The following is a 20768-nucleotide window of genomic DNA, read 5'->3' as shown; positions in this document are numbered from 1 at the left end:
GGGAGAATAAGGTGAAGTTAAAGCTCAGAACTCCAAAGTTATTATACACTTATGTGACGACACCTGAAGAAGCTGAAAATTTGTTAAAGAATGTTAAAATTGAGATTAAAGAGTTTTAATTGTCAATATCAGAATTAGAAGTTAATTAGAAGTTAATACTACAAATCTACAGCTATACGGTAAATGTATCTCCCGGCTTAGGTGCTACAGCTTCTAGACCAAACCTTTCTCTTAACTCTTCCGCAAACTTTACACAAGCAATTTCCTCGCCATGTATCGTAATAACCTTTGGAGCTCCTTTAATCTTTTCGAACATCTCAAATAACTCCGCCCTTCCACTGTGTGAAGAAAAGTCAAACCTCCTAATTTCAGCCTTCACCTTTTTTAATTTGCCATCTACCAAAGCCAAGCCTTTATCGAGAAGGATACGGCCCGGTGTATCTGCTATCTGGTAAGATACAATAGCGATAGCATTTTTAGAACTTTTAGCGACTTCACTATTGTAGAATACGGCAGCACCCCCTCCCAACATACCTGCAGGTGAAATGATCACCGAGGGTGTTTTTACGATACGCCTCCTCTCACTCCAACTTGAAATAAACTCTACATCTTCAAGACTCTTGCGCAAGAGTTCAGGGTCACGTAGATACTCTGGATGATTAAGGTGAATTTCATTCGCCTTTAATGCCATTCCATCCATAGCTATTCGATATGGAAATTTTGCAGATTTTAACACACAGGCAATCTCTTGTGACCTTCCCACAGCGAAGGCTGGAACGAGGAGGGTTCCACCACGCTCCACAACCTCTTTCGCAAATTCCACAAATTCACGTTCAACTTCTTCTCTAGATGGATGGTCTGTTAGAGCGTAAGTACTTTCAGTGATTATAAAATCCAATTCACCAAAGTCGGTTACAGCACCTCTCAACAATCGGGTTTCATGAGCGTTCATATCACCTGTATAGAGCAGCCTCTTTCCCCCATTTTCGACTATAATAGAAGCACCACCAGCTATGTGACCAGCTTCAAAGAATGTCACTTCAAATTCTCCAATCTTCACCTTCTCATCATAATGAACATGAACCACATTCCTCATCATATTCTTAAGTTCGGGATATTCGAATGGTAAATAGAAACCTGAAACCTTTAAAAAGTCCTCGATCAATAACTTAGTTAATTCAGACGTTAAATCTGTAGTGTATAGCTTTACATGATCCTTAAAGAATAAAAGAGGGATCGCGCCAGAATGGTCCAGATGTGCATGGCTCAATAGGACCGCATCCACATCTCTACGTTGGATATGGATGGGAAAGATCGGTTCTTTGGTATGAATAAGTACCCCAAAATCTAGTAAGATAGAGGTTCCACTACCCTTCACAAGGAATGCAGATCTGCCTACCTCCCTAGCACCGCCTAAAACCTTGATTTCCATCCTATTAGCTTATACTAACTCTTTAAGAGGTATCTTTTAACATTTTCTAATCTATGCTCAGGCTCGATGAGATGGTAATTTGATATTTTATTCGACTTATATTAAAGGATAAATAGCATGATTCGTATAGATCGATTATCGAATGGGTGTGCAAAGGGTTACATCGAATGTATATATGATTAAGCTAAACCCTCCATCGGAATTCCCACATTTACCATCGATAAATGTTTATCTCATAAATGATGAAAAGAAGATGATCATCGATGCTGGCTATGATATCGTTACCGAAGATCTTATAAGAATCTTAAAAGAGCTTGGAATTGATATCGATTACATCGCTATAACTCATATTCATCTAGACCACGCAGGCGGGGTAAACTTACTGTTAAGAAATTTTCCGAATGCAAAGGTAATAGTTCATGAGAGGGGATTACCACATTTACTAAATCCTAGTAAGCTTTGGGAGAGTGTTTTATCGGTACTTGGTGAATCTGCAAAAGGGTACAGTAAGCCAACACCTATACCCATCGATAGTATAATCGTCGGAAAGGAAGGTTCTGTTTTTAATTTAGGTGATGCTAAGGTAAGGGTGTTGGAAGCACCTGGCCACTCACCACACCATCTATGCTTCTTTGACGGATCTTGTATATTTCTTGGTGATGTTGCTGGCATATATGAAGATGGTATCGTCATTCCAAGTACACCCCCGCCCAATTTCGATTACAGTAAAAGTATTCAAACGATCGATAGAATCATAAACTTAAATCCGAAGATACTATGCTATGCCCACTACGATTTCTCGAATGATCCCAAAAATCTCATCTTGTATAAAGAAAGGCTCAAATTATGGTTGAAGGTAATAGCGAAGAATTTGAATGATGATAATGAACGGTTGATCGATAAAATTTTAGAAGTGGATAAAAAGATAGAATCGATAGTAAATAAAAGGAGGTTTGAAATAAATCTCTTCATTCAAGGAATCGTTCACTATTTAAGAAGGTTGAGAAATTTAAAATAGAGATGAGTAAAGCTAGGTAAATCTTCATAACCTTTTTAAAATTGATATATTTAACACAAAAGATAAAAGAGAAAACTTCTAGATTATGAAAGTTAGTAATAGATTAAAGGTGTCAAATTTTGAAGGTCATTTTATTTGTATGTGTTGAAAACAGTTTTAGAAGTCAGATCGCTGAAGCCTACTTTAACAAGTTTGCACCGAAAGGTTGGAAAGCAAAAAGCGCTGGCTTGGTAATAGCAGAGAGTATCAATCCAAACGCGGTCAAACTCATGTTAGAGGAAGGGATAGATATAAGTAGCAATAGGCCCAAATTGATGACAAGAGAACTTCAAGAAGAAGCTACAATGGTTATAATAGTCTGTAGTAGTGCCCTATGCCCGGTCGTTTATGCTAAACATGTTGAAGAGTGGGATATACCAGATCCGGCTAAGATGTCTTTAGAAGAAGCAAGGAGGGTTAGGGATATGATAAAGGAAAGGGTATTAAAGCTTATAGAAAGATTGGAATCACAAAGATTTGAAGATCGTACCGCTAAAGATTAGGAATAAATACGATCAAAGCTATTTGAGTAATCTACACGATGCATAATGGTAATTTTATAAAATGATCATCTCTCCGTTAGACCTTCTCTCCAGGAGATGGACGAAATTAAATTTTTCGTAATATCTATTTATCACAGACCACTTTGATCACCATGATAGCTTTATGGAAGAAGCGGGAAGGGGGCGATTACTGCTAAAGGCGATAAGGCGTAAGAGGCTAAAGAGCGAACCATTCATACTTAACGATGAAGTTTTAAGTAAGTACGCAAAACTCAAAGAAGTACTTCATGAGGCAGATATTAAATATCAAGATGTAATTACACGTTACCCTGAAAAGTACTATAAACTCTTCTTAGCCCCGGGAATTATCGGTATAGATCAAGATGAGGCTGAAGATATTATAAGATTCTTACAGATAAAACCGAAGGATCTTATCAATTACGAATCACGCATAATCAAATATAATGATAAATTCTATAAGGTTTGGTTAAGCATACACCGTTGCGGGTAAGATGTAATCATGAAGATGATTCAAAAAGCGTGAATGGGCATCATCTTTAATATTCTTGATAGATCAACCGAATACGAGAGGTATCGTGGATTCTTCCGTCATATTCGGTGCGAGGCTGATCAGACTGAGAAAGACCGAATCGAATCTTTCTTTCATCGGTGTGAGTATATAAGTATCGAAGGTTGGAAATACTCTTTGGATGATTCCGAACCCTTTTACACAATCATCGACGCCCAGAGCTACAAACATACCTTGTAAAGATGATTGGTTTATGAAGACAAATTTACAATCATTATAGACTTTAATCACACCTTCATTTATACCCTGGCTGATGATCAAAGAACCATCACCTCCAACCCTTTTCCAGGTTTCAAAAGCCTCAGAAGATTCGAATTTAACCTGATTCGCATTCATACTATACATATTACCTAAAAAGATCAATTTTAATGATTTGAGATTTACCTTGATCCTCCTACCATCCTTTAAAAATCGATGATACTGCCTCACCCTCCTTTCGATCCTCTCTACCCGGTTCTTCACAAACCTTTTAGATCGTTCAGCAACCACCAACCTATCCGCACCTAAACGTTCAACGATCTTCGTATAAAGTTCAGATTCACCCTCAGGGCTCTTTAAATAGATTATCAAATCGGGCCTCACATTATCTATCAGATTTAATTTATAGTTCACACCGCCCTCGCTTACGTAACCATCTGTATTGATTATACATAAATCCACGGTTTTCGAAACACTCTCAACCAAATCCCTTATCGCACTCATCAAACTATTCTCAACGAATTTATACCTAGGAGAAGTTACACCGATAAAGTTCAACCGCTCTGCAGAGAGATCACGTAGATCGAAGATCGAATCCTCCACAACTTTAACACCCACACTACCCGGTGGGCCTAAATCGTTCTGCCCTACATCACCATCCACAATACCTACCTTCAAACCTTTTGATACTGCGATGTTAGTGAGATAAGTCGCCAAAGTGGATTTGCCAGAATCTGTTTTACCTATTAATATCAGCCTCTTTGGTAGATCGTTTTTAAATACCTTATCCACCACATCCTTCCATATTCTAGTACCTACATCGCCACACTCCACACTGTAATCACCATCATCCCCCAATGTAACTATAAATGAAGATTCACCATTCGACTCAAATGGTAAAACTTTATTCTTCCTAACTAAAACTTCGTGATCGATCTTTAAAGTGGCACCTAGAACCGATGCTCCTCCACTCTTTACTCTTACCGTAGCAGGTCCTTTAACGAGTAACACTTCATCCTTCATCAACGTGATGAGCTTACTTAACAACTTTGCACCATCCTATTGGGAAGGGTGGTTGAACGAAGTAGGTAGTTATCGATCATTATAGAGTATCTATACACATCCATAAATCGATTATGTTATGCTTCGAAAAGATGGTGAAATAAGGAGATCATCTTATAAACTCTTCAGCCCTCTTCCTATCATCATTCCATCTTAAAGTTTACATATAGCATTTGTGTTAAAGTATCTAGTTTGTCTGAAGATACGAAACGAAGGATGGATATAGCGGTAGAACTCATGAGGAGGGGAGGGACCCTACTCAAGGAGCCTTGTATCAAATGTGGAGGGGTGCAAGTCCGGTACAAAGGTCGAACGTTATGTGTCAACTGTGGTTCTATAGAATCACCGATGGAGCTCGAAGTCCCATCGTTCAGTGAAGTAGTTGCAAACCTTAAGGATCTTATAATAACCAAGATTCAAGAAGTGAGTAACCAATTAAAGGTAGAAGCGAATGTAGAGAAGCAAACACAATTGGCATCTCTCCTCCTCCAATATTTACAGATCATGGAAAGGATCGCAGAGAAAGAAAAGCCCTCTTGAACTGTAAATTGATGCTCAATGATATTCAATATAAAATTCGAAATTAAGTGAATAAGTAAATTAGATTGAAGATCGATCGACTTCACTTTTGAATATGTGAAACTCTTCATGAGAAATGACTTTTGGATCGAGACCGATCGATCTATACGCATCGTGTACAAAGGTTACTACATCATTGAGGGTTCCAAAATAGAGTAAATGAGTTCTGCAACCTTTCATACAATCACTCGCCCCAAACCCTTCCAGATGTGGGAGTTTTATCGATCTTCCCATCAATATTCGATTGACTAAACACTCATAAGGCTCGTCAGTCTGTGAATATACGATAGCTTTAACTTTTACAAAGCCACTTTTAAGTAAATGGTCGATGTGCCAAAAGATTCTCTTCTTCACACGAAGGTGTCTAGATAGCCTATTAAATAGTGAATTTTTACTAGGACCTAAGGCTGAACCCGTATAAGTATATAGGCCTGCAGGGTATCGTTTACAACCTAAACGACCTACCTCTACCTCTATCTCTCTGAAAACTTCTATTATCAATGTGTAGATACCCTTCCCCTCAATACGTTGGAGAGGATACCTTTGTACCATATCAGACTCTGCTCTATTCTACATCTCTTATATCATCATAATCATAATTTTATGTGGTAACCTTTTTCGACCAACAAAACTTCCATCTTGCCTTTAAAGATCTCTGAAAATGCTTCCGGATGCTCTGTATGAATAGGGATCAATCTTTTAGGCTTCACTTCATTGATAAAGTTGATCAGATCGATAGGCTCTACGTGGCCGGAGCTATGAAGGCGATAGACGATGATACCATAGAGTGCCATCGCATTTATAAAGCGCTCCTCTCCAAACTCTTCCTCTTCATCGATATGCTCTGAAATGCTTTGTATATAGAGTGTGCCAGGCGGCGGGGTTACTTCGAATACGTTAAATCGACCCGAATCTAATACGATCGTTTTGGATGAAGGGCTCTTCAATTCGGTATGATCGATCGTCTCGATCCTCTGATCCTCCAACAGATCCTTTTCCCACCACTCCAATCGTGCCTTACTCTTCATCAAAACTTTAACATCTTTATATAAAGATGGTATACTTCGCAAAAGCCTTCTATCCAAGCCAGATCTTTGAATCTGGTATAAGAGGTAGCCCATTCGAGGCGTTACCGCTATTTTAGAATCGAGCTCTTTGGCGATTTGGGCGAAGGTAATGATACGATCGATATCGGAAGATCTGACTTCGACGATTACTAGTCTATTCCCACTCTTAAATGATGTTTCAATAAGTTTGTATGCATCTTTCTCAACACGCTCCTCAGACTCCACTCTACCAATACCCATATTCGTTCCTTCACAGATAAGAAGGTCCAAGGGCTCTTTTGAAAGGGCTTCCTTAAAATCTTCCGTTAACGTATGTGCTGGTCCATGCATCCTAAAATCGCCCGTGTAACCTATCTTTTTATCAGGGGTTTGTACGATAAATCCGTACGCACCCGGTACACTATGATCGACAGGGTATGGAATGATTTGTATACCATCGATATCGATCTTTGAGCCTCTGTGGAAAGGCTCGATCTTCAATCTGGCGATGCGCTCTCCCTTACCACATTCATCCCAATAGAGCTTACTCTCCAAAGTCACCTCCCTCTTCGTCATCATCATCGTTGAATAGATGAGATTCGCCATACCTCCCATGTGGATCTTTATCTGCTTACGTAAAAGTGTAAGAAAGCCCGAATGGTCCATGTGCGCATGAGAAATAAAGACATCCTTTACTGGTGATTCACCTTCTTCTTCGATCAACCGCCCATCTTCAAATTTTTCATATAGGGGTAAAATGTTACCCTTTGAATCTCTGATCTGTGGTACTATCTCGGTCTTTATCAACTCTCTTGTGATAGATCTTGTAGGTAGAGGGGATGGAAATTCGAAGTACTTACGATACTGTTTAAAATCCTTTCCAAAATCGATGATGATCGGCCGATCTTTATATTCGATGAGTACAATATTTCCACCGATCCTTCCGACCGCTCCATAAAGTGTTACGATCGTACTATACTCCATTCACTTTTCACTTTTTATTTGTTAAATAAAGTATGTAAGTTTATACCTATGGACTTTATGGACTCTCTTCTACCTTCTCTACATACATAAGTGTATAATCTAACTCATCGATATACTTCATAACTACGACCGCTGTAGCTTTCCCATACTTTACGGTCAACTTCGCATTTATATGCCTCCCCTTTAACACTTCATAATCGTATGGATCTCTTTTCCTACCCTTGATCTTCCTAATATCGATCTTTACATCTACCTTCTCCCGATATGGTTGAAGCTTCATAACCTCCTCAATAGCTCTCTCTAACATCGATACCACTTTACGATCTCTACAGATAGGTATGCCTATGAATTGGTGGTAGAGTGCACCTAGAGCGATACCTCCTTCAAAGATCGCCCTTTCGCGATCGGTTAAGCTCTGATCAAAGTATTTACGTACAATACTCTCAATCCCTTCCTTCATAATCAACCCCTTTCTTATTAGCATTCAAAATCTCTCTTAAATGCCCTAAGTTATCGATTACCTCAGCTACAAAATCGTGTTTATGAATACTCTCCAAACTTTTAAGATAGAAGGTCACTTGCGTTTCATTGGGAAGTTCAGGGAATCTATTTACAAAATTCACGATCATGTACCTTATAACATCTTCAGCAAACCTCGGTCTATACAGAGCCGTCTTGATGACCTCGACTTCATCGACCCTCTTCAATAGACCATAAGTAGATGAACTCATCGAATCTTCGATGATCTTTACCAGATCTTGGGCATCGATATCACAACTTTCAGGGATTTCCACATGAATAGAACCGTAAGCACGTTGCATATGTGTAGCTAGAGGCATCTTTTGAAATAATCTTTCAATTAATTCATCATCGATCTTCGATCCCCTTTTTAACTCACGCTTAGAAATCTCTTTCAATACTTCTTGAGCACAGGGGCAGGCGGTAAGTCCTAAAACACCCACACCTATAGATTTCTTTACATTTATCGAGCCGTCATCCATTCTCATAGCTATTGCAGATGCCATGATATCGGATGGTTCATATGTGCGAATGCGGGTCTTTGGAGTAGTTCTTTTGAATAGAAGCTCACCATAGGCACGTGCTTCGGAGCGAGTAGCATAACTATGCTTCTTTAATAATTCTTTCGCAATTGAAACACAAACTTTTTCTAACTTACTCGTACCCCTCGTCTCACTCCTTAAAACTTCGATGATGACTTCATAATTCCTCGAAGCGTTTATTCCTTTCAGATTTATAGGTAGATCTATATAAGCTTCAAATACGGGAAGCATCATCACCTGCACATTCTCAAACCACAGGTAACCGATGGGCATCTTAACTGAAGCGACACCAACCTTATTCAAAGGTATCGTAATTTCTGGTATTCTTAGGTGAACGTCTGGTAATTTCACATTCTCTCAAATCTACTCTTACTTAGAGACTGATGTATATAGTTTACTAAAACGGTGCATAAGAATCGTTGAATATCATCGAAACCTTTTATAAAGAATCATTTACTCACCGAGTTACTTAAATATCACACCCCCTCTTAACTGCTGATAGTATGGCACCGATAGATCCCGACTTTAAAAGTAAGAGGACCGTGGTCGGTAAGCATCAAGGCCATGATGTATGGGGACCTGTAGACCCTCCTAAGAGGCTCGGTATACATGGCTCTACAGTCTGTGTAGACTTTGATGTATGTATCGCTGAAGGTATATGTATAGATGTTTGTCCAGTAGGTGTTTATGAATGGGTTGAAACACCGGGCCACGATCCACGACTAATCAACCCCAATTCACCACCACCAAAGGCTGAGAGGAAATCGGACCCAGTTAGAGAGAGCGATTGTATCTTCTGCTTAGCTTGTGAAACACAATGTCCAGTAAAGGCTATCAAAGTCTTTCCACCTTAACAATAACCTTTTTTATTCTCCGACGATTTTACAGATTCACCAACAATAATTAATTTAAAATTATTGATTAAACGATTAAATTTTTTAAAATTTCTACAAAGATTCGCGATATAGTGCTAAAGATTAATATCAAAATAGCGAATGTTAGGAATAAAATTGAAAATTAAAATTTAAATCATACCATCCTTCCTATCATTATCGCTATGCACATACTAAAACTCCATCTATCGATGATCGGGACATTGGCATTCATCATAGGTATATCGACGCTATTCTTTGCCGTAATCCTTAGCTTAGTAAATGCCCTAAGCTTTTACACCTTGATCTTCTTCGTCGTTGCAATCAATCTGATCCAATGGCTCATTGCACCATATCTCATTGATGCGATGTACAGAGTAAAAGAGATTAGCGAAGCGGAGAATCCGAAGATTTACAACATGGTAAGGCGCATCTGCCAAAGGACGAGATTCCCGATACCTAAAGTTATGATCGCAAATATACCTATACCGAACGCTTTCGCTTATGGATCACCGATCGCAGGAAGAAGGGTTGCTGTCACTACAGAGTTATTGAAGACTCTAGAGGATGAAGAGGTTGAAGCCGTATTGGCCCATGAAATCGGTCATCTAAAGCATAGGGATGTTCAGATAATGATGTTCGCTTCAGTACTCCCAGCCATCGTCTACTATATCGGTTATTCACTTATGATTTCAGGCATGTATGAAAGGAGGAGTAGAGAGGGCGGAGGGGCTCTATTGATAGGTATAGCGGCCATGGCACTCTACTGGGTTTTAAGCCTCTTTGTGATGGGTTTGAGTAGATTGAGAGAGTATTACGCCGATCAGCATGCGGTGAGGAATGTGGATGAAGGGGGTAGAAAGCTTTCGGAGGCATTGGCAAAGATCACGATGCAGACGGGAAGGTATAAATTACATCATGGTAATACTGGAGGTTTCAGCTCGTTTAAAGCTTTATTCATAAGTGATCCAGATAGGGCGGATCAAGATGAAGTACTGTTAGCAAAGAGTAGATTCACAAGAACCGATTCCGAATTGGTTAGAGAGATCCTTTCACGAAAGGTTACGATCGCAGATAGAATTATGGAGCTCTTCTCTACACATCCGAATATCGTTAAGAGAATTAAAGCCCTTCAGGGAGCTTAAACCTATAACCTTTAAATTGTGTTTGTTATATACACTGAATATCGATAGTTATGATGATGGAATGTTCACTATGCGGTAAAAGTTATAATCTCAATGATCTGATCTATCGTTGTGAAGTTTGTGATTACCCTCTTGAAGTCCGGTACGATTACGAACGAATCTATTCAAGTTTGAAGAAAGGTAGGTTATTCAAAGATCGCCAATATAACATTTGGCGCTATATTGAACTATTACCTCCTACACGTAAAATCATCTCTATGGATGAAGGATGGACCCCTCTTATCAAGAGTGAGAGGTTGAATGAAAGGTTGAAGGTTAAAAATTTATTCATCAAAGATGAGACGAGAAATCCCACATATTCATTTAAGGATAGAGGGAGTAGTGTTGGAGTATCTAAAGCGATCGACATAGGTGCAAGATTCGTTATCTGTGCATCTACGGGAAATATGGCTACATCTTTAGCTGCATACTCTGCAAGAGCAGGTATCGGTTGTGTGATCCTCATCCCCTCAGACACACCTCTAGAAAAGCTCACCCATACACTGGTTTACTCGCCCATTGTAATCAGTATGGGAGTACCTTATTCACAACTTTATAGATTTGCAATCGAGCTAAGTGTAAAGTATGGATTTTATGTAGTCCAATCGGACTCTCCAATGAGAGTTGAAGGTCAGAAGACAGCATCCTTCGAAATCTGTGAACAACTCGATTGGAATGTACCAGATAAGATCCTGATCCCGACAAGTAGTGGAGGGAATATAAGTGCTTATTGGAAGGGTTTGAAGGAGTTTTACGAATTAGGGTTGATAAATGAGCTACCTCAATTGATCGCCATACAGGCTGAAGGTTGCTCACCTATAGTGAGTGCTTTTAAGAATGGTTACGATAAGATTCGACCATTCGATAAATCCCGAACCATCGCACACGCCATATCGAATCCCGATCCTCCAAGTGGAGTTAGAGTTCTTAAATTACTGCGTGAATCGAAGGGCTTCGCCGAATCTGTTTCAGATGATGAAATGCTTAGAGCACAGATCTTACTTGCCAAATATACAGGAATCTTTGCAGAACCGGCTGGAGCAGCATCGATAGCTGGGCTCATCAAATTGATCGAAGACGATCGTATCGAAGAAGATGAAAAGATCGTATGTGTGGTTACGGGATCGGGGCTTAAGGATATTAAGAGTATATCACCAATGATCGGTAAGCCTTTCGAAGCTAACTCAATAGATGAACTTAACAATATCTTGCAAACCTTTTTTGTAAAAATTCAATTTTCTAATTTTTAGAATATAACATTGTTAATTTATGTTTTTTATTTCGAAAATCATGTAAAAATATTAATTTTTTGATTTAAAAAAAAAAAGAACAAATTAAAAAAAATTTAAATATAGTTAGAAAATCAATTTTGGTATGGTTCGGCTCTACGAGTATCAAGGTAAGCAACTATTGAAGAATGTAGGAGTACCGATCCCTGAAGGTGGTGTTGCATCGACACCCGAAGAAGCAAGAGTTATTGCAGAGAAGATCGGAAAGCCCGTAGTGGTTAAAGCACAGGTTTGGGTAACGGGCCGCTTCAAAGCTGGTGGGATAAAATTCGCTAACAGTCCTCAAGAGGCGGAAGGGTTTGCGAGAGAGCTACTAGGCAAGGAGATTAAGGGGAATCCGGTGGAAAAGGTGTTGGTCGAAGAGAAGTTAGATATACAAAGGGAATTTTACACGGGTGTCATCATCGATACTTCTCGTGAGGTCAGAGCACCTGTATTGATATTCAGTAGCGAAGGTGGCGTGGATATTGAAGAGATAGCTAAAGAGCATCCTGAAAAGATCGCCCGCATGGTTGTGGATATATTTAGAGGTGTCAAAGTCTACGATGCTTTTAACCTCGCCTTAAGATGTGGTATTTCGAATGATCTGTTGAGGCCTTTAAGTACAGCGATCTGTGGCATATATGAAGTCTTTAGAAAGTACGATGCTCGTGTAGCTGAGATAAACCCATTGGTATTAACGAAGGATAATAAGATATGTGCAGCCGATTGTCGTATAACTATAGATGATTCTTCCGTATACCGCCATCCTGAACTTGAAATTGAGATCGCTCGAGAGATGAATAAACCTCCAACCGAGTTAGATAAAATCGCATGGAGTGTTGAGAAGAACGATTATAGAGGTGTTGGTTACTTCATGCAGATGGTTAAAGAGATTAAAGAGCCTGGATACATAGGTTACCATGGGATCGGTGGTGGAGGGGCGATTTTAGGTGTCGATGCATTGAATCGTTATGGATTGAAGATTGCGAATTATGCCGATACAAGTGGTAATCCTACAGCTGCCAAAATTTATCGAATCGCAAAGATTATACTTTCACAACCCGGTATCGAAGGGTATATGCTTGGAGGCTTTGTAATTGCGAATCAAGAGCAATGGCACCATGCGCACGCTATTGTAAAAGCGTTAAGAGAAGAGTTGGCTAATAAACCTGGATTCCCCGTCTTGATCCTTATATGTGGTAATAAGGAGGAAGAATCGATTGAAATATTAAAAGAAGGGTTAAGAGATTTACCGATACGCCTTGAGATATATGGTAGTGAACATGTATACGATACCGACTTCATCGCCCAAAGAATGAGGGCGCTCATCGATGAATATAGAAAAGAAAGGGGCATAAGAGGTGGTTAAAGTTATGCTCGAATTTGAAGAACAGACGATTAAAGTGATAATCGATGACAGTAAATGTCTTGAATGTAAGACAAAGGCGTGTATAAAAGGTTGTAGCCTTTACGATCGTGGTATATTGAGGTTAAGAGGTGGTAAGCCAGCGATCTTGATAAGCCCTGAGGAGGTGAAACGGTTGGGTACCGAATGTTTGGCATGTGAATATGAATGTTGGTTCAGGGGTTTAAAGGCTATAAGGATAGAAGTGCCGATAAAGGGGCTCGATGAGTATAAAAGGAAGTATATGGTGTGAAGGGTTATGGCGATACTTTTAGATGAAAAGACTACTGTATTGATACAGGGCATAACCGGTAGAGAAGGGTCTGCACGAGCGCTCTTCATGAAGAATTATGGTACTAAAGTCGTTGCTGGTGTTACACCTGGTAGAGGAGGGACTACGGAAGCGGGTGTGCCTGTATATGATACTGTAGAGCAGGCGATTAAGCATCATGGACCGATAGATTGTAGCGTTACATTCGTACCTGGACCTTTCCTCAAAGATGCGGTAATGGAAGCTTTAGAATGTGATATAAAATTCATCGTTATGCCCGTTGAGCGAGTTCCTTTGCATGATATAATGGAGATGGTAGCATTTGCAAAGCGTAAAGGTGCAAAGTTACTCGGCCCAGGCTCGATAGGGATCATTAGCCCCGGTAAAGCAGCGGCGGGTTGGCTCGGAGGGACTGCGGAGAGAGCGCGAGTAGTATTCAAGCCCGGTGACATCGGTGTTCTATCGAGAAGTGGTGGACAAGCAAGTACGATCCCCTGGATACTTAAACAGGCGGGATTCGGTGTGAGTACCGCTATACATGTTGGTACCGAGCCGATCGTGGGCATGTCCTTTGGTGATATATTGCCTTTATTTGAAAAAGACGAAGAGACGAGGGCCGTTGTAGCCTTTGGAGAGATCGGTGGTCTACATGAAGAAGAGGCTGCAGAAGTCATCAGAAGGGGAGAGTTCACAAAGCCATTTGTGATATACATCGCAGGCGCATGGGCTCCAGAGGGTATGAGATTTTCACATGCCAGTAGTATCATCGAACATGGAAGGGGTAGTGCGAAGAGTAAGATAGAAACACTTAAAAGTGTTGGAGCCTATGTAGTTAACCGACCTGAGGAGATAATTCCAACGCTTAAGTATGTATTGGGTAAGTGAAGATGGTGAGAATATGGTGGTAATGAGGTCTGTATTTTATGTACCTGGTAATAATTGGAGATTTATCGAAAAAGCACCTACGATACCTGCGGACGTCATCACTTTAGATTTGGAAGATTCTGTACCACCAGCTGAGAAAGAGACCGCAAGATTCATGGTGAAGGATTCAATCAAAAGGATAAAGGAGTTAAGTGGGACCGATGTTTATGTAAGGGTAAATGGTTGGCTTACCGGACTTACTGAAGAGGATTTGGATGCCGTTGTTCAAGAGGGGCTCGATGGTGTATGCTTACCGAAGTGTGAAGGTGCTGAGCAAGTAAAGAGGTTGGAGAAGAAGCTCGAAGAGTTAGAGAAGCAAAGAGGTATCAAAAAGCCCATAGCGATACAACTTCTTATTGAAACGGCCAAAGGTTTAGAATTCGTATATGAAGCAGCGACCGCGAGCCCGAGGGTCAACTCTATCGCATATGGTGCTGTGGATTATACAAGAGATATGCGTGTGAAGATGACGAAAGAGGCTTTGGAGAGCCTCTATCCGAGGATGAGGATAGGCCAAGCTGCGAGGGCCGCTGGTATAATAGCGATCGATTATCCGTATCCGGATATTGGAGACCTTGAAGGTTTTAGAAAGGATTGTGAGATTGGTAAGCAGTTTGGAATGGAAGGTAGAATGTTGATACACCCGAGCCAGGTTGAAATCGCGAATCAGGTTTATAGACCATCGGATGAGGATATTCGATACGCAAAGGAAGCCTGCATGGTATTTGAGAAGGCTATGCAAGAAGGTAGAGCAGCTATAGAGTTTCGTGGTAAAATGGTCGATATAGCCACATATGATGGATTAAAAGCGATACTTGAGATGGCAAAAGCGATAGAAGAGAAAGAGCGAATTAGAAAAGAAAGGTCTAAAACCACCCTATAAGTTTTTATGAGCGATAAATCAAATTTTAATTGGGTTCAAAATACCCATACTAATATCAACAAGAGGTAGCAGATCAGGGAAGAAATGATCGTGAATGGTACAGTGTAACTAAAGAATTCTCTTAACGATGCTTTTCGTCCAGTATTCTTTTCATAAACCCTCATAGCCACGTAGAGTGCGGGAGCGCCAGCCATAGTCAAATTACTACCGAGCGTACCAGACCATACCAAAGCCCACCAGTAGGGCCAAGGATCTATACCGAATTTTGCCAAATCTTTGATAATATAAAGAAATGTAAGAATGTAGGCATCATGCTCGACTACACCAACGATGGGGGTTGTTACCCAATAAAGTATACTTACACCTAAAAAGGTAGATGTAAAGTACTGCTTAAGGGCTTCTGCCAACATTTCTAATATTCCTACGTGCTCCAATCCCCCTACGAGTGAGAAGAGAGAGGCGTAGAAGAATATCGCTTTCCAATCCAATGAAGATAGTACATCGTCAAAATTGGGACAATCTACGAGATTTCTTTCCTTCAAAAATTCCAATACCAAAATCAAGGTTACGGCACCAGCTATCGCGATAAACCCAAGCTTTACACCAAGAAACTCTCTTAACGACATCGCTACTATCGTACCTATGAATATAGAGATGTTGATGATCGCGAACCTCTTATCCCTAATGTAAGAATCTCCTAAAGATTCGATACTTATCTTTGTAAAAGCCTTCTTGAATTTTGATGTATAGAAGAAGAGGATCGTAGGAATAAAGGTAAGGGTGAGGATCGGGAATGAACTAGGTTTATTTTGAAACCAGACGAATCCTAAAAATTCGATGCCCGTTACTGAATGTAGCATTTGTGGGGGTAGATCTCCAAGTAGTAACGCGGTACCCATGAAGTTTGCGCATAGCCCTACGAATATAATACAGGGGAATGGGTCTAAATTGAGTTTATTGGTGATGTGAAAGATCATAGGTGCGAACATCAATATTACTACTACATTATCTACAAACATAGATACGAATCCTGAAATTATGCCCAATAAGGTTACGAAGATCGCTAAATCTCTCTTCGAAATTTTAAAAGCCTTTATTGCTAGATACTCTGGAATACCGGTCTTGGCGAAGTAACCTGCAATTATCCATATACCTATAAGAATCGCGATGACATTCCAATCTACGAACTGAAAGGCATGTACTTCATCCATAACACCGGTAACGACCATAAGGATTACTCCGATAAGTGCAACGATGGTACGATCGACCTTACCCCATATTACAAAGCTTATCGTTATTATGAAGATTAATAATGCTATTAGTTGTATAGATTCTAACATTTTAAGAGATTCCAACCAGCTCTATTTTTTATATTTTTCGCACATTTGAGTGATATAAATCAATACTCTTTTGCCCTTAATTCTCTATAACATTAGATGATTCGAAGCTTTTAGAACGATATCGATTTCAAAACTTTAATTGAGTTATGGATCTTTAGCTTCAAGATAGTGTATTGCATCGATGGCAGCTTTACAACCTGAGGCAGCGGCGGTTATAGCTTGCCTATATTTATAATCGTATGCATCGCCAGCTACAAATACACCTTCTACGCTGGTAGAAGTTCCATAAGTTCCCTCCTTAACGACTACATAACCTTCGTTATTTAATTCGATCTGACCCTTAAATAATTCTGTATTCGGTTTATGACCTATCGCTATGAATACCCCATCACACTTTAATTCAGATAACTCACCCGTCTTCACATTCTTTAATCTTACACCCACGACCCTATCTTTACCCAAAATCTCTACCACTTCACTATTCCATCTAAACTTAATCTTCTCATTACTGAATGCTCTATCTTGTAGGATCTTTGAAGCCCTCAAAGTATCTCTTCTATGGACGATGGTAACGCTCTTTACGAATTTTGTTAAGAATAGGGCCTCCTCTAAAGCGGTATCACCACCACCCACTACAACAACATCCTTACCAGCGAAGAAGAAACCATCACAAGTCGCACATGAAGAAACACCCCTCCCTCTTAACCTCTGCTCAGATTCTAAGCCTAACCATTTGGCCGAAGCACCTGTGGCGATTATTACTGCATCACCTTCGTACACATCTTCACCGACCCAGACTTTGAAGGGGCGTTTAGAAAAGTCGACCTTGGTAGCATCACCATCCACAAACTTTGCACCGAACCTCTCCGCCTGCCTCCTCATCCTCTCTATCAACTCGGGCCCTAAAATCCCTGTTTCGAAGCCAGGGTAGTTCTCCACCTCTGTAGTGAGCACCAGCTGCCCACCGGGTGTGCTACCACTGATTACTAAAGGTTCCAGACCTCCCCGTGCAACGTAGATGGCAGCGGTTAAGCCAGCGGGGCCAGAGCCTATGATGATGACCCTCTTCAATACACTCAAATCATAATCTACTTGACTAGCTTATAAATTTAAAAAGAATAATCGCCACCACAAAGCCACTTGTTGAAAGTTAAAGTTAATAATCAATCCCCTTTTCTCCTTTTATCCCCCTCTGGTAAGGATGCTTGATCATCCTCATTTCAGTAACTAGATCTGCCACTTCCAAGATAGAGGGGTGGGCATAATTTCCAGTCAAAACGAGGGTTATAGAGGGTGGCTTCGAACGGATTAGATCTAAGATATCCTCCACACTGATCAGTTGAAGGTTTTGAGCGTAGTTGATTTCGTCCAGGATTACAACATCATACTTACCTGAGATGAGTTTCTCTTTCGAAAACTCTAAAGCTTCTTTCGCAGCGACTTTATGTTTTTCGAACTCTACTTTATCATCTTTCCTTACATAACCCCTGCCCATCGTTACTATCTCGAAATTGGGGCTTAACCTCTTCGCACTCTTTAACTCTCCATAATTCCACCTTCCCTTTATAAATTGAATCATTAAAACCTTTAGGTCATGACCGATTGCGCGAAGTGCTAAACCCAGAGCAGCCGTGGTCTTCCCTTTACCATCGCCTGTATACACGATGACGAAACCCCTTCTCCCCTTACACGCCTTAGAATTCCTCATCAAATATCATCCTAGGATCAATAGATGGCATTAATATTTAATAACACTTAAAAACTATCTAAATCTATAGTCATAGTGAGCCTCGGTAGCTCAGCCTGGTAGAGGCTTCAGTCACAGAAAGCGTTGCCTTGGTAAAATTGACAAAGAGGCAGAGGTCGCGGGTTCGAAGCCCGCCCGAGGCTCTAACATTTAATCGAGATCAACGATCTCCTTCTTAAAGTTTGGTATGATGTAGATATACATGATGCCGATAAAAGGTTCGGTTAAATACACCATTAGAAAAGAGGCCACAAAAGATTGTTCACGATAAGACATCTTAGTACCAAAGATGGTTCTTTTACCCAAAAGATCTGGCATATTAGCTTATCTAGATTCGATCTATGGTATTTGGATTACCTTTAAAATCTCTGCCTTGGTAGAATATTTCTAGGCAATAATCTGACTTATGGGAGATGGTTTGATTAAAGGCCAATCTTCAACAATATCGGATAGAATGAAGGAAAGGGTGTTTTTGTGCAAGTGTAAAGTGTGAAAAAGATCTTCAAATAGAGAGTTTTGATCTTGTTAAGTGTATTAACGCAAGGTTTAATCATTTTAATTGTAATTCTAATAAGGAATTTATTGTAAACTTTATAAGTAGATGTAATGATCTTTAGCTTATGAGAGCATTAGGTATAGATCCTGGCACGAGTACTTTCGATTTTTGTTGTTTGGATGATGAAAGGAGAGTCGCTATTTACGAAGTTTCTGTACCAACTCACGTTGCAGCCAAGTCGCCAGATAGCCTCGTCAAAGTTACTAAAGAGGCGAATGCTGATGTAATCGTCGGCCCCTCTGCCATGGGTTTGCCTGTAACACATATATCTGAAATGACCGATCTAAAACTTGCCGAAGCGACTTTAGGTAAGAATACGGAAGTCGATATCGCTATTAGAAGGTTCATAAAGATGCTTAAAGATCTTAATTTAAACGTTTACTTTATCCCGAGCGTCATTCAACTCCCTACCGTACCAGCATATCGTAAATTTAACAAAGTGGACATGGGTACGGCGGATAAGACATGTATCGCCGCTCTTGCACTCTGGGACCATATGAATAGACATAATAGAGATTATCGGGACGCAAACTTCATAGTAGTAGAATTGGGCTTTGGATTTAATGCTGCCATGGCTGTTGAGCAGGGCAAGATAATCGATGGTATCGGTGGTACATCCTTCCCAAGCCCGGGATACCTTACCATAGGTGCTATGGACTTGGAATTGATTCATACGTTGGGGAGTTTTACTGAGGAAGAGCTCGCATGTGGAGGTATAGCTTATATTACAAAAGATCTAAAGCAGCCGGAAGAATTCGCCGAAAGATTAAGTGAAGATAACTTTGCTAGCGCATGGAATAGCTTCGTCGAAGGCGTTACAAAGGTCGTTGCAGCAGAACTTACAGTTTTTAAGGGCGAACCAAAAGAAATTCTCCTCTCAGGACGCCTTACTAGAATTCCAAAATTGTATGAGAGTTTGGTCAAAAAGTTAGAGAGGTTTAACCTCCCAGTTAGGAGAGTTAAAGGTTATTCAACAAAGAGTAAGGAAGCAGCCCAAGGTGCTGCCCTTATTGCCAGTGGTCTGGCCAATGGCACATATAAAGAAATGGTCGATGTACTTGAGTTAAGAGGTGCAAAGGGCACCGTGTTAGACTATATACGTTGGCCCAACTTTGATGCAAGTGAAGTAATAAAAAGAAAGTTAAAGGCGATGAAGATGTGATATAAAGAACTTTATAGATTCGTCATCATCAATAACGAATCTATAAGAAGCTCGCCAAAAACTTGTGTAGAGAAGTGCAAATATCCTTTCATTTAAAATCATTTAATTCTCCACTTGTTAGGGACGGTTATACCTTTATTAAGGTTATAAAGGTGATGCGTTTCTATCATTTCAAACCTTGAAGTAAGAGGTTAAGAGAATATATTCAGCAGTATAGAGTAATAAGTGGCAGAGTGGCAGAGGTTAAGTAGCATAAGTTATGGATGTTAATGTTAAGATGATATTGCGAGTACCTTCATCAGTGATAAAGAATGAATGTATTTCTCTTTGACGAAGTAAAGGTGAGGGTCTTCACAAAAATCATTCTGATGATTTGCATATAGGTGTGGCTCATATCAAGAATTACATTTATATATAATGAACATTAAGTTCATCGTAATGAAGCTTAAAGATAAAGTTGCAATAATTACTGGTGCCGGGAGAGGTATAGGTAGAGAGATAGCATTATTATTCGCGAAAGAGGGGGCGAACGTAGTTATTAATGCAGCACATCTTGAAAGTGCACAAAGGGTAGCGAATGAAGTCTCTTTAATCGGTAGTAGAGCATTGGCTATACAAGGGGATGTATCTGTAAATAGCGAT

The 20768-nt window shown here is 40.1% G+C and carries 22 protein-coding genes and 1 tRNA gene; 14 read left to right on the top strand and 9 right to left on the bottom strand.

The window, feature by feature from the left end:
- Positions 1-172 precede the first annotated feature (172 nt).
- A complete protein-coding gene (locus NZ896_03585) occupies positions 173-1432 on the bottom strand; it encodes an MBL fold metallo-hydrolase (GenBank protein ID MCS7116533.1) in 1260 nt (419 codons plus the stop codon).
- Positions 1433-1574: 142 nt separating this feature from the next.
- Between NZ896_03585 and NZ896_03580 the strand changes: the two genes are divergently transcribed.
- From NZ896_03580 to NZ896_03570, 3 genes are all read left to right on the top strand, one after another.
- Entirely contained in the window at positions 1575-2450 is an 876-nt protein-coding gene (locus tag NZ896_03580; GenBank protein MCS7116532.1) for an MBL fold metallo-hydrolase, read from the top strand.
- Positions 2451-2569: 119 nt separating this feature from the next.
- A complete protein-coding gene (locus NZ896_03575) occupies positions 2570-2992 on the top strand; it encodes an arsenate reductase ArsC (GenBank protein ID MCS7116531.1) in 423 nt (140 codons plus the stop codon).
- 163 nt (positions 2993-3155) lie between these two features.
- The gene (locus NZ896_03570) at positions 3156-3503 is read left to right on the top strand and encodes a hypothetical protein (protein ID MCS7116530.1); all 348 of its coding nucleotides are present in this window, start codon (positions 3156-3158) and stop codon (positions 3501-3503) included.
- Between the two features lie 63 nt (positions 3504-3566).
- Here NZ896_03570 and NZ896_03565 read toward each other — a convergent pair whose 3' ends face one another.
- Positions 3567-4826, bottom strand: coding sequence for a Clp1/GlmU family protein (locus tag NZ896_03565; GenBank protein MCS7116529.1), 1260 nt, complete (start codon positions 4824-4826; stop codon positions 3567-3569).
- A gap of 207 nt (positions 4827-5033) precedes the next feature.
- Between NZ896_03565 and NZ896_03560 the strand changes: the two genes are divergently transcribed.
- On the top strand, positions 5034-5381 hold the full coding sequence (locus tag NZ896_03560; GenBank protein ID MCS7116528.1) for an autoantigen p27 domain-containing protein: 348 nt from the start codon (positions 5034-5036) through the stop codon (positions 5379-5381).
- Between the two features lie 60 nt (positions 5382-5441).
- On the opposite strand, the gene NZ896_03555 is transcribed toward NZ896_03560, so the two are convergent.
- From NZ896_03555 to mptA, 4 genes are read right to left on the bottom strand one after another with little or no spacing between them, the layout of a single operon-like run.
- Positions 5442-5972, bottom strand: a complete 531-nt coding sequence (locus NZ896_03555) for a GIY-YIG nuclease family protein (protein MCS7116527.1) — start codon at positions 5970-5972, stop codon at positions 5442-5444.
- A 41-nt stretch (positions 5973-6013) separates the two neighbouring features.
- Positions 6014-7450, bottom strand: coding sequence for an MBL fold metallo-hydrolase (locus NZ896_03550; GenBank protein MCS7116526.1), 1437 nt, complete (start codon positions 7448-7450; stop codon positions 6014-6016).
- Between the two features lie 55 nt (positions 7451-7505).
- Positions 7506-7910, bottom strand: coding sequence for a dihydroneopterin aldolase family protein (locus NZ896_03545; GenBank protein ID MCS7116525.1), 405 nt, complete (start codon positions 7908-7910; stop codon positions 7506-7508).
- On the bottom strand, positions 7894-8862 hold the full coding sequence (mptA, locus tag NZ896_03540) for a GTP cyclohydrolase MptA (GenBank protein MCS7116524.1): 969 nt from the start codon (positions 8860-8862) through the stop codon (positions 7894-7896). The genes NZ896_03545 and mptA overlap by 17 nt, the downstream gene beginning before the upstream one ends.
- 152 nt (positions 8863-9014) lie before the next feature.
- Between mptA and NZ896_03535 the strand changes: the two genes are divergently transcribed.
- The 7 genes from NZ896_03535 (at position 9015) to NZ896_03505 (ending at position 15321) form a co-directional block, all read left to right on the top strand.
- Positions 9015-9365 carry a 4Fe-4S binding protein gene (locus tag NZ896_03535; GenBank protein ID MCS7116523.1) on the top strand — a complete coding sequence of 117 codons (351 nt, stop codon included), beginning with the start codon at positions 9015-9017 and terminating at the stop codon, positions 9363-9365.
- A 203-nt stretch (positions 9366-9568) separates the two neighbouring features.
- Positions 9569-10528 carry a zinc metalloprotease HtpX gene (locus NZ896_03530; GenBank protein ID MCS7116522.1) on the top strand — a complete coding sequence of 320 codons (960 nt, stop codon included), beginning with the start codon at positions 9569-9571 and terminating at the stop codon, positions 10526-10528.
- A gap of 56 nt (positions 10529-10584) precedes the next feature.
- Positions 10585-11817 carry a threonine synthase gene (locus tag NZ896_03525; protein ID MCS7116521.1) on the top strand — a complete coding sequence of 411 codons (1233 nt, stop codon included), beginning with the start codon at positions 10585-10587 and terminating at the stop codon, positions 11815-11817.
- A gap of 124 nt (positions 11818-11941) precedes the next feature.
- Entirely contained in the window at positions 11942-13207 is a 1266-nt protein-coding gene (locus tag NZ896_03520) for an acetate--CoA ligase family protein (protein ID MCS7116520.1), read from the top strand.
- Positions 13208-13211: 4 nt separating this feature from the next.
- On the top strand, positions 13212-13496 hold the full coding sequence (locus NZ896_03515) for a hypothetical protein (protein MCS7116519.1): 285 nt from the start codon (positions 13212-13214) through the stop codon (positions 13494-13496).
- 6 nt (positions 13497-13502) lie between these two features.
- On the top strand, positions 13503-14399 hold the full coding sequence (locus NZ896_03510; protein ID MCS7116518.1) for a succinate--CoA ligase subunit alpha: 897 nt from the start codon (positions 13503-13505) through the stop codon (positions 14397-14399).
- Positions 14400-14412: 13 nt separating this feature from the next.
- On the top strand, positions 14413-15321 hold the full coding sequence (locus tag NZ896_03505; protein ID MCS7116517.1) for a CoA ester lyase: 909 nt from the start codon (positions 14413-14415) through the stop codon (positions 15319-15321).
- 35 nt (positions 15322-15356) lie between these two features.
- On the opposite strand, the gene NZ896_03500 is transcribed toward NZ896_03505, so the two are convergent.
- The 3 genes from NZ896_03500 to cobO form a co-directional block, all read right to left on the bottom strand.
- Positions 15357-16676 carry an SLC13 family permease gene (locus NZ896_03500; GenBank protein ID MCS7116516.1) on the bottom strand — a complete coding sequence of 440 codons (1320 nt, stop codon included), beginning with the start codon at positions 16674-16676 and terminating at the stop codon, positions 15357-15359.
- Positions 16677-16805: 129 nt separating this feature from the next.
- A complete protein-coding gene (gene trxB, locus NZ896_03495) occupies positions 16806-17741 on the bottom strand; it encodes a thioredoxin-disulfide reductase (GenBank protein ID MCS7116515.1) in 936 nt (311 codons plus the stop codon).
- A gap of 76 nt (positions 17742-17817) precedes the next feature.
- On the bottom strand, positions 17818-18369 hold the full coding sequence (gene cobO, locus NZ896_03490; protein MCS7116514.1) for a cob(I)yrinic acid a,c-diamide adenosyltransferase: 552 nt from the start codon (positions 18367-18369) through the stop codon (positions 17818-17820).
- A 79-nt stretch (positions 18370-18448) separates the two neighbouring features.
- Here cobO and NZ896_03485 point away from each other — a divergent pair.
- From NZ896_03485 to NZ896_03475, 3 genes are all read left to right on the top strand, one after another.
- A tRNA-Thr gene (locus NZ896_03485) sits at positions 18449-18551 on the top strand.
- 477 nt (positions 18552-19028) lie between these two features.
- Positions 19029-20126, top strand: coding sequence for a DUF1464 family protein (locus NZ896_03480; GenBank protein ID MCS7116513.1), 1098 nt, complete (start codon positions 19029-19031; stop codon positions 20124-20126).
- Between the two features lie 417 nt (positions 20127-20543).
- On the top strand, positions 20544-20768 hold a 225-nt coding region (locus NZ896_03475; protein ID MCS7116512.1), incomplete at its 3' end, for an SDR family NAD(P)-dependent oxidoreductase.

It is taken from the genome of Nitrososphaerales archaeon (genome assembly GCA_025058425.1).
Classification (GTDB): Archaea; Thermoproteota; Nitrososphaeria; order Nitrososphaerales; family JANXEG01; genus JANXEG01.
This window is presented reverse-complemented; position numbering and strand designations above follow the sequence as displayed.